This is a genomic window from Kangiella sp., assembly GCF_014762745.1.
Taxonomy (GTDB): Bacteria; Pseudomonadota; Gammaproteobacteria; order Enterobacterales; family Kangiellaceae; genus Kangiella.
Genome location: NZ_JABURJ010000109.1, coordinates 1 through 16,579, shown reverse-complemented (window position 1 = coordinate 16,579; position 16,579 = coordinate 1). Strand labels below are relative to the sequence as shown.

General features: G+C 44.4%; 14 protein-coding genes. 13 read left to right on the top strand and 1 reads right to left on the bottom strand.

Annotated features, from left to right (window positions below):
* Positions 1-176: 176 nt before the first annotated feature.
* From HUJ19_RS08780 to der, 10 genes are all read left to right on the top strand, one after another.
* Complete coding sequence (locus HUJ19_RS08780) at positions 177-1,151, top strand: BsuPI-related putative proteinase inhibitor (RefSeq protein WP_290623507.1); 975 nt, start codon at positions 177-179, stop codon at positions 1,149-1,151.
* A gap of 193 nt (positions 1,152-1,344) precedes the next feature.
* Positions 1,345-1,776 (top strand): nucleoside-diphosphate kinase, encoded by a 432-nt coding sequence (gene ndk, locus HUJ19_RS08775; RefSeq protein WP_290623505.1) that lies wholly within the window; start codon positions 1,345-1,347, stop codon positions 1,774-1,776.
* 353 nt (positions 1,777-2,129) lie between these two features.
* Positions 2,130-3,254, top strand: a complete 1,125-nt coding sequence (gene rlmN / locus HUJ19_RS08770) for a 23S rRNA (adenine(2503)-C(2))-methyltransferase RlmN (RefSeq protein WP_290623503.1) — start codon at positions 2,130-2,132, stop codon at positions 3,252-3,254.
* Between the two features lie 135 nt (positions 3,255-3,389).
* The gene (gene pilW, locus HUJ19_RS08765; RefSeq protein WP_290623501.1) at positions 3,390-4,181 is read left to right on the top strand and encodes a type IV pilus biogenesis/stability protein PilW; all 792 of its coding nucleotides are present in this window, start codon (positions 3,390-3,392) and stop codon (positions 4,179-4,181) included.
* A 3-nt stretch (positions 4,182-4,184) separates the two neighbouring features.
* The gene (locus tag HUJ19_RS08760; RefSeq protein WP_290623499.1) at positions 4,185-5,114 is read left to right on the top strand and encodes a RodZ domain-containing protein; all 930 of its coding nucleotides are present in this window, start codon (positions 4,185-4,187) and stop codon (positions 5,112-5,114) included.
* A 46-nt stretch (positions 5,115-5,160) separates the two neighbouring features.
* On the top strand, positions 5,161-6,300 hold the full coding sequence (gene ispG / locus HUJ19_RS08755; protein ID WP_290623497.1) for a flavodoxin-dependent (E)-4-hydroxy-3-methylbut-2-enyl-diphosphate synthase: 1,140 nt from the start codon (positions 5,161-5,163) through the stop codon (positions 6,298-6,300).
* A gap of 104 nt (positions 6,301-6,404) precedes the next feature.
* On the top strand, positions 6,405-7,676 hold the full coding sequence (gene hisS, locus HUJ19_RS08750) for a histidine--tRNA ligase (RefSeq protein WP_290623496.1): 1,272 nt from the start codon (positions 6,405-6,407) through the stop codon (positions 7,674-7,676).
* Between the two features lie 55 nt (positions 7,677-7,731).
* Positions 7,732-8,361 (top strand): tetratricopeptide repeat protein, encoded by a 630-nt coding sequence (locus HUJ19_RS08745; protein WP_290623494.1) that lies wholly within the window; start codon positions 7,732-7,734, stop codon positions 8,359-8,361.
* A gap of 25 nt (positions 8,362-8,386) precedes the next feature.
* Complete coding sequence (gene bamB / locus HUJ19_RS08740) at positions 8,387-9,553, top strand: outer membrane protein assembly factor BamB (protein ID WP_290623492.1); 1,167 nt, start codon at positions 8,387-8,389, stop codon at positions 9,551-9,553.
* Positions 9,554-9,558: 5 nt separating this feature from the next.
* Positions 9,559-10,962 carry a ribosome biogenesis GTPase Der gene (der, locus tag HUJ19_RS08735; protein ID WP_290623490.1) on the top strand — a complete coding sequence of 468 codons (1,404 nt, stop codon included), beginning with the start codon at positions 9,559-9,561 and terminating at the stop codon, positions 10,960-10,962.
* Position 10,963: 1 nt separating this feature from the next.
* On the opposite strand, the gene xseA is transcribed toward der, so the two are convergent.
* Entirely contained in the window at positions 10,964-12,319 is a 1,356-nt protein-coding gene (xseA, locus tag HUJ19_RS08730) for an exodeoxyribonuclease VII large subunit (RefSeq protein WP_290623488.1), read from the bottom strand.
* Positions 12,320-12,430: 111 nt separating this feature from the next.
* On the opposite strand from xseA, the gene guaB reads away from it, so the two are divergent.
* The 3 genes from guaB to tadA all read left to right on the top strand — a co-directional run bounded on the left by guaB (position 12,431) and on the right by tadA (position 16,463).
* Positions 12,431-13,894, top strand: coding sequence for an IMP dehydrogenase (guaB, locus tag HUJ19_RS08725; protein ID WP_290623486.1), 1,464 nt, complete (start codon positions 12,431-12,433; stop codon positions 13,892-13,894).
* A gap of 129 nt (positions 13,895-14,023) precedes the next feature.
* Positions 14,024-15,601, top strand: a complete 1,578-nt coding sequence (gene guaA / locus HUJ19_RS08720) for a glutamine-hydrolyzing GMP synthase (protein ID WP_290623484.1) — start codon at positions 14,024-14,026, stop codon at positions 15,599-15,601.
* Between the two features lie 382 nt (positions 15,602-15,983).
* Positions 15,984-16,463: a tRNA adenosine(34) deaminase TadA gene (gene tadA / locus HUJ19_RS08715; protein ID WP_290623481.1), complete on the top strand. Its 480-nt coding sequence runs from the start codon at positions 15,984-15,986 to the stop codon at positions 16,461-16,463.
* Positions 16,464-16,579: the final 116 nt, after the last annotated feature.

Here is a 16,579-nt window from a genome sequence, read left to right as displayed (position 1 = left end):
TTCACTGTTTTACAGCCTGATGACAGGCCTTTCTAACGCTTTGAAACTTAATAACTTATTGATATCTATTAAAATAATTGATTTGAAACTGTAGTTTTATTCATTTGTTGCTGTTCGTGTTTTGCTCACAATGGAGTTGTTTTCAACCACCATTCAATTGTTAAAGGAGTAATATTATGAACACACAAAACAACATCATTAGAATATTTTTCGCAACGTCAATTCTGGTTGTTAGCACGGCTAAAGCCAGTGAAGTGGATAGCTTTAATGACTATAAAGAATTCATTTCGAATCATGGTCAAAGTAAAACAATCGCTCTGTCGGATCGTTTTGGCTCGCAGTGGAAGCAAGTCAGTAATTACCTAGGAAAAGATATGATGTGGCTTAAAACTTCTGACACATCTATTTCGGCACTTTCTCAACAGAGCCGTTCAGTGAAGCTGGTTAATTTTAATGATCCTGTTGGCGCAAGTTACAGTGTAAATCTTGATTCATGTACTCAGTCCGCAACGGTAGCTGTAAAAAGTCAGTCGATGACCACTCTGGCTACAACTTTTGATTCAGTAGTACGAGTTGACTTCGACGGATTTTGTAATGATGCAGGTCTGATATCAGCCTGGTTCTCACAGGATGCAGGTCTGATTAAATGGTCAGAGCAAACCATTGCCGGTGTGGTGGACTATGAGCTTGAGTATGCTAAGCTGGCTGGCATGAATTATCCTGCATATGAAGGCATCGAGGTTTCAGCAAATTTTCCGGCCGAGACCGTCATGCTTAACGAAGTTGATAGTGTCGAAGCCTATATTACTTTGACCAATCAGACCTCAGAGCCAGTTGAGTTGACTTTTAACAGTGGTCAGTTGTTTGATATTTATATTTATGACCGTAACGACCAGCTGGTGCAGCAGTGGTCAAAGGGTCGCATGTTCACTCAGGCATTCCAGACGATAACCCTCGAACCTGGTCAGAAAAAACGTTTTGGTGACAGTATTGAGCTAAAAGATTTAGAAGGAAATCAACTGGATATCGGCTCATATAAGCTTAAGATCCAAGTCAAAACTTCCACTAAAGCCTCTGATCAACTGTTCCAGTTGATTCCTTTTGAAGCAGAAGGGCAGCTAAACCTGGATAGTATGATGAGCCACTACTAAGCCGAAAGCCGGTTAAATCAAGCTCTGCGCATTGCCCAAATAATAGACATTCAGTATAATGCGCGCGATTTTAAGGGGTTAGTCCAAGGTTCATATACCTAGCGCTAGCCCCTTATCCTTTTATTTTGAATCCTTAATGTAATGCTGACTTATAGCTGAGGAAGCATTTGACTGAATTTTGATGGAGTCCGAAATGGCTATCGAACGTACTTTTTCTATCGTAAAACCTGACGCAGTTGCAAAAAATGTTATTGGCGAAATCTACAGCCGTTTCGAGCGCGCTGGTCTTCGCATCGTGGCAGCAAAAATGATTCACCTTTCTCGCGAAAAAGCTGAAGGCTTCTACGCAGAGCACAAAGAGCGTCCTTTCTTCGGTGCCTTGGTTGACTTCATGACTTCTGGCCCAGTAATGGTGCAAGTGCTGGAAGGTGAGAATGCAATTAAAGCAAACCGTGAAATCATGGGGGCTACTAACCCAGCAGAAGCACTACGCGGCACAATCCGTGCAGATTACGCAGTTTCTGTAGATGAAAATGCTGCACATGGTTCTGACAGCCCAGAGTCTGCTGAGCGCGAGATTACGTATTTCTTTAGTGCGGACGAGATTTGCCCTCGCACTCGATAAAAATTGCTATTTTGGTTCACTTCTTTGTTAAAGCCTTTCGTTCGAGTTTTATTAACGATTTGTTAACTCCAAGTCTCACGAAAGGCTTTGCCGCGAACTGAATCAAAATATCTAATTTTTATTAGATTGAAAGATTTTTAGTTTAATTTCTTTGTTGCTTGAATGTTTTTCATGCTCAACGACAAAGAAATGAGTAAGACGAATATAAAAGGGATGATTAATTCATCCCTTTTTTAATAAGAGACTTCCGTTTATCAGAGTGCTTTTGCTATTCGTAGCAATTGCGCATAAAATGTACAAAATTTGATTGTAGCTATCCTCAATAGCTATTAATCGTGTAAAGGTGTCCTGTAATGAGTAATGAAAAAACTAACCTACTCAACCTGACGCGCGATGAAATGGTCGAGTTCTTCGTTGAACTTGGTGAAAAGCCATTCCGTGCCCAGCAGGTTATGAAGTGGGTTCATCAGTTCGGTGTCGAAGACTTCGACGAAATGACCAATATCAGCAAAGTGTGCCGTGAGCGCTTAAAAGACGTTGCTGAGATCAAAGGTCCCGAAGTCCTCAGTGTCCAAGAATCCAAAGACGGTACTGTGAAATGGGCTTTGAAAATTCCCGGTGGTCAGGCTGTGGAAATGGTTTTTATCCCGGAGCGTCACCGCGGTACCCTGTGTGTATCTTCCCAGGTTGGCTGTGCTTTAGAGTGTACCTTCTGTTCAACCGGCTATCAGGGCTTTAATCGAAACCTCACAACTGCTGAAATTATCGGTCAGGTCTGGTTAGCGGCTCGCTATTTGCATGGCAAGCACAAAAGTGATGATCGCGTCGTCACTAACGTGGTGATGATGGGTATGGGTGAGCCGCTGGCTAACTTTGATCCGGTCGTGAAGTCTATGCAGATCATGATGGATGATTTGGCTTATGGCTTATCAAAACGCCGTGTGACCTTGAGTACTTCTGGAATGGTGCCGCAGCTGGATCGCTTGATTGATGAAGTTGATGTAGCTTTGGCCATCTCATTACATGCGCCAAATGATGCTTTGCGCGATGTTCTAGTGCCAATCAATAAGAAATACCCCATCAAAGAACTGATGGCCAGTGTTCATCGTTATCTGGAGCGTTCAAATGCAGCGCGCAAGGTGACGATTGAGTACGTGATGCTAAAAGATGTCAATGACACTTTAAAACATGCAAAAGAATTGGCTGAGTTGCTCAAGAATACGCCGTGCAAAATCAACCTGATTCCTTTTAATCCTTTCCCGCAGGCAAATTACCAGACGTCCACTCAGGAAGCGATTGATTTATTTAGTGATTATTTAATCAAGAAGGGGTATGTTGTGGTAACTCGCCGGACTCGGGGAGATGATATTGATGCTGCCTGTGGTCAATTGGCGGGCAAAATCAATGATAAGACCAAGCGCCAGCAGCGCCGTCAGGAATATCAGAAAGAAATTATAGTAGAGAATCTAGTGCATTAATTTTATCGGGGTGTGAACTAAAGCACCTTGATTGATGTCCAACTATTTGATTTATTAAGTAAAATACTAATATGATAAAAAGCCAGTACAGACGTTTTGCTGATACTGTAATGGGCAATTGATAGGAAGTAAGCAATGACAAGATATGCCAAGTGGGTGATGGTATTTTTAGCGGTGACTTTGGTTGGGTGTCAGACCACAACTCGGGAAACGACTAGCGCAGCCACTAAAGATGGAGCCGTGCAAAGAACCAAGTATGAGCCTAAAGAAGCTGCTGAGAAGCGTTTGTCTTTGGGGTTGCAGTATTTGCAGGCTGGCCATATGGAATGGGCAAAGCATAACCTTCTAAAAGCTTACGAGCATGCTCCTGATATGCCGGATGTTTTGTATGGCTTGGCTTATTACTATCAAACGGTCTACGAGTACGATAAAGCGGAAGATTATTATCAAAAAGCGATTGATGAATCTCCCAGAAATGCGGACTACCTCAATGCTTACGGTGTCTTTTTATGTGATTCTCGCAAAAAGTATGACGATGGAATTCGGTATTTCTTAAAAGCGGTAGAGCAGCCTAACTATACATCTGTGGGAGCTGCTTATGAAAATGCAGGTTTTTGTGCGATAAGAGCAGAAAAATTTGAACCAGCAAAACAATACTTTGAGAAAGCTCTGTCCTATAACCCGAATCTGTCGCGCTCGCTTTATGGCATGGCCGAAGTGAATTATGTCACCGGAAATCACCGCTTAGCCGAAGCCTACTTGTATCGCTTTGAAGCTAAAACTAAGCCGACTGCAAAGTCACTACTACTAGGCTATAAAATAGCTAAAAGTCTGGATGCACGAGGCAACATGCGTGGGTATGGAGATAAATTAATGGAGCTTTATCCAACCTCAGATGAAGCTCAAGAATATATTAGTATAAGATAATTAATGTCAGAAACTGAGCAAACTCCAGATAACGATATTCAATTTAGCCCCGGCAGTCTGTTAAAGCAGGCCAGAGAGAGGGCTGGTATTAGTATTGAAGAAGTCATACAGCAGCTGAAGCTGACTCGTCAAACAGTTATTGCAATTGAAAGCGATGACTATTCTTCGGATCTTCCCGCAACCTTTTATCGTGGCTATTTGCGCAACTACGCAGAAATGTTGAAGATGGATGACAATGATATTGTTGAAAACTTCGACAATTTTTGTAAACGCAATAACCTCTTTTCCAACACAGAGCAATCTCTGGCCACTATTGAGCTGGAGAAGCCTATCACTTCCAGTAACTGGTTGGTTAAAACCTTCACTACCATTATCGTATTCTCATTGCTGTTTGGTGCTTATTACTTATTGGTAGAGAAAAAGATCTGGCAAGAGCTCACCTCTGCTATTGATGAAGGAAGTGAGCAACAGTCCAGCTTACTGATTGAACAAGATAATCAGGAGTTGCTACCTACCGATATCCTTGATTCAGCTCCCGATAGTGAAGAGTCGGTAGTTAAGCAGCAAGAAGTGGATGCCTCAGAACCCGTTGAGGGCGAGCTGGCAGCAGAGAGTTTGGAGATTAGTGAGTCGGCGGTTGATTCAGATATTGTTGATAATAACCCCAGTGTTGCAACAAGCAACTCGGCCAACAACGGTGAGTTGGTGCTTGTATTTAGCGACGATTGCTGGGTCAGAATCACTGACGCCAATGGCAAGGTTTTGGCTCTTGGCATCAAGAAGGGCGGTACCTCAATGAGTTTGGCAGGCCCCGCGCCCTTTGAACTAACACTTGGTAAGCCATCTGCTGTACAATTGTCCTATCAAAATGAACCCATAGATTTATCGAGTTACCCTGATACCCGTGCTGCTCGATTAACTCTTGGTGACTAATTCTCGGTTTTTGTCCGAAGATTCAATAACCTATACGTGAAATATTATGAACGGTCGATCATGGATTAGCCGACGCAAATCGCGTCAAATAATGGTTGGTAATGTACCAGTTGGTGGTGATGCACCGATAGCGGTACAGAGTATGACTAATACAGATACCTGTGATGTAGCAGCAACAGTGGCGCAGATTCGTGCGCTGGCAGATACTGGAGCAGATATTGTTCGAGTTTCAGTGCCCACCATGAAGGCTGCCGAAGCCTTTAAGCTAATCAAGCAACAGTCGCCTGTGCCATTGGTTGCAGATATTCATTTTGACTATCGCATCGCACTTAAAGTAGCAGAGTATGGCGTTGACTGCTTAAGAATTAACCCTGGTAATATCGGCTCAGAGGAGCGTGTTAAGGCGGTAGTGGATGCTGCTAGAGCACGTAATATCCCCATCCGAATTGGCGTTAATGCCGGTTCGCTTGAAAAAGACCTGCAGGAAAAGTACGGCGAACCGACCCCGGAAGCGCTGGTTGAATCAGCCTATCGCCATATTGATATTCTGGAGCGTCACAATTTCAAGGATTACAAAATCAGTCTTAAGGCCTCTGACGTATTTATGACGGTTTCAGCCTATCGAATTCTGGCCAAGGAAATTGATAATCCGTTGCATTTAGGCATTACTGAGGCAGGCAGTTTCCGTTCCGGTGCAGTTAAGTCAGCGGTTGGTCTGGGTATGTTATTGGCTGAAGGTATCGGTGATACCATTCGCGTATCTCTGGCTGCTGATCCGGTGGAAGAGGTCAAAGTTGGCTACGATATTCTTAAAAGTCTTGGGTTGCGTCAGCGAGGTATTAATCTTATCGCCTGTCCTTCCTGTTCGCGCCAGCAATTTGATGTAATTAAAACCGTTAATGAACTTGAACAGAGGCTGGAAGATGTTAATGAGCACATTGATGTGGCGGTAATTGGCTGCGTTGTTAATGGACCTGGAGAAGCCAAGGAAGTGACCATTGGTTTAACCGGCGGCTTTAAGAAAAGCATGCTCTACGAGAATGGCGAAAAGAGCCATAAAGTAGATAATGAAGCCCTAGTTGACGAGCTGGAAGCTCAGATTCGTCGTAAGCTGGCTGAAAAGCGCGAAAAAACTGAAGAAATCACCAAAGGTGCTGAGCAAGTACCTGTCACCCAAGTTCGTTAGACCCCAAGAACAAGTCTTTGGCGGAAAAAGCTACTGTTTTCCGCCAAATTCGCTATAATCTCGCACTTTAATCTAATTTCTCAATTGACGGAAACAAGTTAGTTTTGGCGGACAAAATACAAGCAATCCGCGGCATGAATGATATCTTGCCGGATTCAACACCACACTGGCAAAAATTAGAGTCAGTCCTAAGGCAGCTGATGGCCAGTTATGGCTACAGCGAAATTCGCATGCCTATCGTGGAGAAGACGCATTTATTCAAGCGTTCTATCGGTGAAGTGACTGATATCGTTGAGAAAGAGATGTACACCTTTGAAGATCGCAACGGCGATAGCCTGACTTTGCGTCCAGAGGGTACAGCCAGTTGTGTGCGTGCCGGTATTGAACATGGCCTGCTTTACAATCAGGAACAACGCTTGTGGTATATGGGCCCGATGTTCCGTCATGAGAGGCCACAGAAAGGCCGTTATCGCCAGTTTCACCAGCTTGGTGTAGAAACTTTCGGAGTTGGAACACCGGATGTAGATGCGGAACTTATATTAATGACCGCACGTCTATGGAAAATGATTGGTATTCATGGGTCAGTGCATCTGGAGATCAATTCACTGGGCTCGAATGAAGCGAGAGCTGAATACCGCAATAAATTGGTCGCTTTCTTAGAACCAATTAAAGATCAGCTGGATGAAGACAGTCAGCGTCGCTTACAAACAAACCCATTGCGAATTCTGGACAGTAAAAATCCGGAAGTGCAAAAACTGGTCAAAGATGCACCAAAATTGAGTGAGCATTTAGACGAAGAGTCAAAACAGCATTTCAAGCGGCTTTGTCAGATTTTGGATACCAATAATATTCCCTATACCATCAACACCAATCTGGTTCGTGGTCTGGATTACTACAACCGAACCGTGTTCGAGTGGGTAACCGATAAACTTGGGGCTCAGGGCACCATTTGTGCCGGTGGTCGTTACGATGGACTGACAGAGCAGCTAGGTGGCCATGCAACGCCTGCCAGTGGCTTTGCAATGGGGCTGGAGCGAATTGTCGCGCTTATAGAGGAAATGTCAGCTGAAGAGATTCCATTGGCTGATGTTTATATGGTTGCTCTGGGTGAGCAGGCAGAGTTGAGCGCTATGATGCTTGCCGAACAGTTAAGAGACCAGTGGCCCAGCATTAAAATCCGTATGAACTGTGGTGCTGGCAACTTTAAGAAACAGTTTAAGCGTGCGGATAAGAGTGGTGCTAAAATCGCGCTTGTCATCGGAGAGCAGGAAGTTAAGGATGGCACCGTGGGGGTTAAGTACCTGCGTGAACATAAAGATCAGCTGGTTGTCTCACAACGTGATATAAGCCAGCTGCTCGAGCAATACCTGGTTTAAGAATATCGGGTTGAAAAGTTAATATTAATTAGAGCAATTATTGAGGAGGCCGGCAGTGGCTTACGAAACAGAAGAACAACAGGTCGAGGCGATCAAACAGTTTTGGAAGGAAAACGGCACAGCGATCATTTTAGGTGCTGTGATTGGCTTTGGTGCCTTATTTGGTTGGAATTATTATCAGGACAACAAAGTAAAGCAAAGTGAACAGGCTTCTTTGGCCTACTCTGAAGTTTTAGCTTTGGCGGAACAAGGTGCTAGCGATAATTCTGAGCTGATCAGTAAAGTTGAAGCAATTAGAAACGACTACTCGTCTTCTAGCTATGCGGCTTTGGCTGCTCTGACTTTGGCCGAGACCCTGGTTGCTGAGAATAAATTTGAGCAAGCTGCGGAACAATTGAATTGGGTTGTTGACCAATCTAACGATACTTTTGAATCAATTGCCAAATTGCGATTGGCGCGTATTCAGCTACAGTTGAAGAAATTTGATGATGCCATTGCAAGCGCTGACAGTATTAATGAGCAAGCTTATCGCTCCAATGCTTTATTAATCAAGGCTGAGGCTTTGATAGCGCAAGGTAAAATAGAAGAAGCAAAAAGTGTCTTAATTGAAGCTCGCGATGCTGGAGAGGGTGCTGCTAACCCATTGCTACAGATGAGAATCAGCGAGTTTGGCATTGATAACTAATTGATACTGATAACGGGATAAATTTATGATTTCTGGTTGGACACAACGAATAGTCACTTTATTGATTGCTACAGCGTTCTTGGTAGCTTGCTCCGATGAAGTGATCAACCCACCTAAGGAACTTGATGGTATTGAAGAAAAGTTTTCGGTTGATACTAAGTGGGTTGAGGTAATTGGAGAAGGTGATGACGGTAAGTTCAACAGTTTAAGCCCTGCAATTTGGCAAGATAAAATCATTACTGCAGATGTTGAGGGGCTAGTTTCAGCTTACGACCTCGATACCGGTGATTTGATTTGGGAAACCCATTTAAAAGAGCCATTGTCTGGCGGTGTAACAGCTAATGCTGGTCTTGTTGCCATGGGTACTAAAGATGCCAAAGTTCATGTATTAGATGTTAATGATGGCAAGAAGTTATGGCATGTGAACGTCACTACTGAAGTGTTAGCTAAACCTGCTATTGATGATGGTCGTTTAGTGGTTCGTACACCAGATGGCAGAATTTTTGCATACTCGCTGGCTAGTCAAAAGCAGGAATGGTTCTACGACCGTATTATCCCCAATTTAACCTTGCGCGGAACGTCAGCCCCGGTTGCCACCAGTGGAATTGTCATCAGCGGTTTTGCTAATGGCAAAATGGCAGCTTTTAATATTCGTTCCGGTGATATGTTATGGGAACAACGTATTTCTGCTCCACGCGGCAGCTCTGAAATTTCTCGAATTGTTGACGTAGACTCAAGCCCTGTAATCTATTCTAATTACCTTTATGCGGCTGGCTTTAACGGTTATGCCATTGCCATGGATTTAACCAATGGCCGATATTTATGGCGTAAAGAGGCTTCGGTTACACAAGAAGTATTAGTCGATGCCACTCGTGTTTATCTGGTGGAAACTACCGGCAAAATAGTGGCTTTGGATCGTTTTACGGGTGAGGAAGTCTGGAGTCAGGAAGGTTTGTTATACCGCAAGCCAACTGGGGCTGCGGATAACGAAGAATACATTGTTGTGGGTGACTTTGAAGGTTATCTGCATTGGCTGGACAAAAGTACAGGTGAGTTTGTAGCCCGTACACACCTTGATCGTTATGGCGTAGCGCACGCTCCAATCGTTACAGACGAGCATGTTATTGCGACCACTCGCTATGGTTATCTCCATGTATTGGAAAACCCGCTGGCAACATCTTCTGAAGAGTAAAATTCATGCTACCAGTTATCGCTCTCGTTGGTCGTCCCAACGTCGGTAAATCTACATTATTTAACAGACTGACAAAGTCTCGTGATGCGCTGGTAGCCAATCTGCCTGGTCTTACTCGTGATCGTCAATATGGCCAGGCTACTTTAAAAGGGCAAAAGTTCATTGTAGTGGATACTGGCGGTATTGCCGGTGATGAAGAAGGCATTGATGGCCTGATGGCCGGTCAATCATTACAGGCCATTAACGAAGCCAATATCGTACTTTTCCTGGTCGATGCCAGAACAGGAATGACTGCTGCTGATGAATTCGTTGCAAGCCATCTAAGACGCCAGAACAAACCCATTATCGTGTTGGTTAATAAGGTCGATGGTATTCATGCCGAGGCAGCCCTTTCCGATTATTACAGCTTAGGTTATCAAACTGTATTACCACTGGCCGCAGCTCATGGTCGCGGTGTTAATACCCTGGTAGACACCATTTTTGATGAACTGCACCTGGAATCTACGGATGACGAAGAGCTGATTGGTTATGAGAAAGCTCAAGGCTTAAAGCTGGCCATTGTGGGTCGTCCGAACGTTGGCAAGTCTACACTGGTAAACCGTTTTCTTGGCGAGGAGCGTGTAGTTGTTTACGACATGCCCGGTACTACTCGCGACAGTATCTACATTGAAATGGAACGTCGCGATAAGAAATATACCCTGATTGATACAGCGGGTGTAAGACGTCGTGGCAAAGTTAAAGAAACGGTTGAAAAGTTCTCTGTTCTGAAAACTCTACAGGCAATTGATGATTCAAATGTGACCATTATGGTGATGGACGCCCGCGAGCCGATTACCGATCAGGATCTCAGCTTAATCAGCTATATCATTGATGCTGGCCGCTCTATGGTTATTGCCATTAATAAATGGGACGGCATGACCGAAGAACAGCGCGATAATGTAAAACACGAAATCGATCGTCGCCTGGGCTTTATCGATTTTGCCCGTATCCATTTTATTTCTGCATTACATGGTTCAAACGTAGGCCATCTATGGGAGTCTGTAGATGAAGCCTGGGCCAGTGCACAGGTGGAAATGAGCGCTTCAAAGTTAACCCGCTTGCTTGAAGAGGCGGCAGAAAAGCATCAACCGCCAACCGTCCGTGGTCGACGCATCAAATTACGTTATGCACACCCGGGTGGCCATAACCCGCCACTGATCGTCATTCACGGTAATCAGGTCAGTAAACTACCTGAAAGCTATAAACGCTTCCTGGTGAATTTCTTCCGCGATAAATTAAAGCTTATCGGCACCCCAATTCGGCTTGAGATGAAAGAGGGTGATAATCCGTTTAAAGGCAAGAAAAATGAAATCACGCGCCGCCAACGCCTTAAGCGTAAGCGTGCGATTAAGAAATGGGGCAAAAAATAATTTAGCTTTTGGCTGGAATGCTTTTAACTTCGCCATCCGCAAATCGGGTGGTGAGGTATTTTGCTTTCTTAGCCTTTACAGCTGAAGTTATGGCCTTTCCTTTTTCATCTTCTGTAATGGTATATCCCCGCTCTAACGTCGCCAGCGGACTGATGTTGTTCAGCTTCTGTGCCTTGAGTGCCAGCATCTGCTGTTTCTGTTTAAGTAAATATTTCCAGGACTGAGTCAGGCTTTTATTGGCTTGCTGCAATGAGCTTTTTGCCTGAGCAAGCTGCAATTTAGGGTTATAGCCGTGCAGTCGAGACGATAAATCCTTCAGCTCGGCGGTTTTTGCCTGCACTAAATATTTCTGTACGCTAAACAGGCTTTTGTTCAGTGAGCTCAATTCAACTTTATAGTGATTAAGTCGTTGTTTGGGATGAACTATTCGTGCGATAAGCGTATCAAGCTTTGATTGGGCGACCTGTAGTTTATGTTCAAACTCCCCAATCAGGCGGCGCTCAAGCTGTATCAGTTTATGACGCAAATCGGTCTGATCGGGCACCAATAATTCCGCGGCTGCCGATGGTGTCGGAGCTCGTAAGTCCGCAACCCAGTCACTGATCGAAGTATCCACTTCATGGCCCACCGCAGAAACGACAGGGATATTGCTTTCGCGAATTTTCCGAGCAAGTGTTTCATCATTAAAGCACCACATGTCTTCCAGCGAACCGCCACCACGAGTGAGCAGTAATACGTCACATTGAGCATGTTGGTTAGCAATTTCCAATTGTTCTATAAGGCTTTTAGCTGCTTTTTCACCTTGTACCTGACTTGGATAGATGATGACTGGAATTTGCGGCATGCGACGCTTGAGGACACTCAGCACATCCTTTATTGCCGCTCCGCTTGGTGATGTGATAATTCCTATTTTTTTGGGGTACTTTGGAATAGAGCGTTTTAGCTCTAGAGCAAATAAGCCCTCGGCCTGCAGCTTTTCCTTCAGCCGATTAAAAGCGATTTGCAGGGCACCTTCCCCGGCAGGCTCGATATATTCACCAATCAGTTGAATATCGCCTCGGGGTTCATAAAGACTAAGTTTGGCTCTAAGGAGCACCTGCTGCCCGTCTTCAGGTGTAAAACGTGCGCTACGATTACGATTCTTGAAAATAGCGCAACGTAACTGAGCACCGTTATCTTTCAATGTAAAGTACCAGTGACCAGAGGCGGGCAGAGCAAGGTTTGAGATTTCGCCAGTGATCCAGATCTGTCCAATGACATCTTCAAGCTGTTTTCGAACCTTGAATGCCAATTCGCTCACAGAATAAATCTTACGTGTTTCACCGGTTTGTTGTGGTTCAAGAATTGGCTTAATCATAGAGAAATCAAATCAAATAGTTATTTACCTTGCAAGGGGGAAGACGTTATAATAACGCGCTTCATCGAGCCAGCGCCTTTTGCGTTGGCGTAATAATACGTGGTACACAATATGCGCATTATAGAGGAAGCTCTTACCTTTGACGACGTTTTATTAGTGCCGGCACACTCCAAAGTATTGCCTGCTGACGCAGACCTGCGCACTAAGATTACCAGCGAGTATAGCCTCAATATTCCCCTTGTTTCTGCTGCAATGGACACGGTCACTGAATCGCGTTTAGCTATTGCGTTAGCGCAAGAGGGTGGCATGGGCTTTATTCACAAGAACATGACTATTGAGCAACAAGCTGAACATGTTCGTCGTGTGAAAAAGTTTGAGAGCGGAATTGTCAGCGACCCAATCACAATCACACCGGAAACTACCATTGGTCAGGTCAAGCAGATGACTCGTGAGCATGGTATTTCAGGTATGCCGGTAGTTGATGGCAACCAACTCGTGGGCATTGTGACCAATCGTGACATTCGATTTGAAACCAGTCTTGATAAGCCTGTCTCTAAAGTCATGACGCCGAAAGAGCGTTTGGTGACAGTAAAGGAAGATGCCAGTCAGGAAGAAATTTACGATAAGTTACATGAGTTTCGTATTGAGAAGTTGTTGGTAGTCAATGACAACTTTGAATTGAAAGGTCTTATTACCGTAAAAGATATTAACAATGCTGAAACTAAGCCAAATGCTTGTAAAGACCGTTATGGTCATCTGCGTGTTGGTGCCGCTGTTGGGACTGGGCCAGAAACTCCTGATCGCGTTGCCGCTATTGTTGCAGCGGGTGTTGATATTATTCTTGTTGATACTTCACACGGACACTCGCAAGGTGTTTTAGATCGTATTAAGTGGATCAAGCAGAATTATCCTGACAAGCAAGTGATTGGCGGTAATGTTGCGACTGGCGCTGGCGCTCGTGCCTTGGTAGATGCAGGTGCTGATGGCGTTAAAGTCGGTATTGGTCCTGGCTCAATCTGTACCACTCGGATCGTAACAGGTGTTGGTGTTCCGCAAATCTCTGCAGTATCCAGTGTAGCTAAAGAACTGGCAGGTTCTGGTGTGCCATTTATTGCTGACGGCGGCATTCGCTTCTCTGGTGATATCTGCAAGGCCTTGGCTGCTGGTGCTTACAGCGTGATGGTTGGCTCAATGCTTGCCGGAACGGAAGAAGCGCCAGGAGAAGTTGAGCTATATCAGGGGCGCTCATATAAGTCATACCGAGGTATGGGGTCTTTAGGAGCTATGTCGCAAAAGCAGGGCTCAAGCGATCGTTATTTCCAAAGCTCAAACGCTGCTGATAAATTGGTGCCAGAAGGTATCGAAGGTCGAGTACCTTATAAAGGACCAATGACGCAAATTATCCATCAGATGATGGGCGGCATTCGTTCCAGCATGGGCCTGACCGGTTGCGCTACCATTGAAGAAATGCGTAACAAAGCTGAGTTTGTAAGAGTGACCAATGCCGGCATGAACGAAAGTCATGTGCACGATGTCGCTATTACCAAAGAAGCACCAAACTATCGTGTTAAATAGTACAGTAGTCAGTAATTAATATTAGCGACTGTATTAAAAATGAGACGGATAGATTCAAAGCCGCAGTATCAGTCTGCGGCTTTTTGATTTTTTTAAGATTTGTACCTAACTTGATAAAAGGTAATAGCAATGCAAGCAAACATTCATGAACATCGAATTCTGATTCTGGATTTTGGTTCACAGTATACTCAGTTGATTGCTCGACGCATCCGTGAAATTGGCGTTTATTGTGAGTTGGTACCATTCGATGTTGAAGAGGAATTCATTCGTGAGTTTAATCCAAAAGGCATTATCTTATCTGGTGGTCCTGAGTCAGTAACAGGTGAAAATACACCTCGCGCACCGCAGATAGTTTTTGAGCAGGGAGTCCCGGTATTAGGTATCTGTTATGGCATGCAAACCATGGCTCATCAGTTTGGCGGCCGTGTAGGTGGCTCTGAAAAGCGTGAGTTTGGTTATGCGGAAGTTTTCACCAAAAGCCATAGTGCTTTGTTTGAAGGCATAGAAGACCGATTCGATATAGACGGCCATCCAGTGCTGGATGTCTGGATGAGTCATGGCGACAAAGTGTTGTCAGTGCCGGAAGACTTTGTGGTTATTGCTTCCAGCGACAATGCGCCTATCGCGGCGATTGCGCATAAAGAAAAACCTTTCTATGGCATCCAGTTTCACGCAGAAGTAACACACACCAAGCAGGGTGGGCGAATCCTTGAGCGTTTCGTTGATGAAATCTGTGGATGTGAAAAGTTATGGACCGCTGAAAATATCATTGATGACGCAATCGAGCAGATTAAACAGCAGGTTGGTGATGATGAAGTAGTGCTTGGTCTTTCAGGTGGTGTTGATTCATCAGTAACCGCTATGTTGTTGCATAGAGCTATTGGTAAGCAACTAACCTGTGTGTTTGTTGATAATGGTTTATTACGTTTAAAAGAGGCCGATCAGGTTATGGCCATGTTTGGTGATAACTTTGGTTTGAATATCATTCGCATTGATGCGGAAGACCGTTTCCTTTCAGAACTGAAAGGCGTTGATGAGCCAGAAGCAAAGCGTAAGATAATTGGTAAGGTTTTCATTGATATTTTCGATGAAGAATCGAAAAAGCTGGTAAATGCAAAGTGGTTAGCTCAGGGCACCATTTACCCTGACGTAATCGAGTCAGCTGGAGCTAAAACTGGTAAAGCACATGTGATTAAGTCGCATCACAATGTGGGTGGCTTGCCCGAAAAGATGGATCTTAAGCTGGTAGAACCATTGCGTGAACTGTTCAAAGACGAAGTTCGAAAAATCGGTTTAGAGCTGGGTCTTCCATACGATATGCTCTACCGTCATCCTTTCCCAGGCCCAGGTCTAGGTGTTCGCATTCTCGGTGAAGTGAAAAAAGAATATGCGGACTTACTTCGCCGTGCCGATGCTATCTTCATCGAAGAATTGTACAAGCACGATTTATACGATAAAACTAGTCAAGCATTCACAGTATTCCTACCAGTTCGTTCAGTCGGTGTGATGGGTGACGGCCGTAAATATGATTACGTAGTGGCGCTTCGTGCAGTAGAGACCATTGATTTCATGACTGCCCGCTGGGCACATCTTCCATATGAGTTCCTGGAACATGTGTCAGGTCGCATTATTAATGAGGTGGATGGGATTTCCAGGGTTACTTATGATATATCCTCCAAACCTCCAGCTACCATCGAATGGGAGTAGACGGGTCTTTTTACGATTCTACTTTGTTAAAAACAGATTTTAGTGCTCAGGGATTAAATATCCATTCCGCGCTAAAATCTGTTTTTGCCGCGTAGAATATCGCAAAAACCCAGCGTCTACAGAGTTGGCGGAATAAATAAGTCTTTTTCGCCTTCTGCTGTGTTGTAAATTTGCTCAATCGGTTATGGACTCTATGTCTACTCCCTCTTTGCGCGAGCTTACGTCTTGCAGAAGTAGAAAAATCCAATATTTCTTCTCGCTAATTTGGCTTATAGATTTATTTTTTGGCTGTTGCTGCATAATATAATTGGTTTCGTAGGGTGTGTCGTGACGCACCGCTCTTGGCGGTCTCTATCCATCAAAAGTATTTTATTATCAACTTATGCCTGACTTTACTGACTTTGATCATCATTGCATGCAACGAGCTTTTGAATTAGCGGCTATCGCTGAGGAGAAAGGCGAGGTGCCGGTGGGTGCGGTTCTGGCGAAAGATGGTGAGGTCATTGCTGAGGGTTTTAACCAGCCTATTTTGAGTCATGACCCTACAGCACACGCTGAGATGATTGCACTAAGGGCTGCGGGTAAGGATATAGAGAATTATCGTCTGGTTAATACCACGCTATACGTCACTCTTGAGCCCTGTGCAATGTGCGCTATGGCGATGGTTCATGCAAGAGTGTCGAGGGTGGTTTTTGCTACTCATGACCCAAGAACTGGAGCTGCTGGCTCCGTCCTGAATATATTGCAAACTCCTGCCTTTAATCACCAATGTTTGATTGAGTCAGGCTTGTTACAGCAAGAGTGCAGCGAACAGTTAAAGAGATTTTTTCGTGGTAAGAGAAAAAGCCAGAGCAAGAAATAACCAATTTTTATTTGACTTATTTACTGAATAACTTATATTTCGCTTTATGAATATGACTTTGACTTTCAAGAAACACAGCAAGAAGGCACTTAAAAAACGTGTCTCGATTGGTTGTG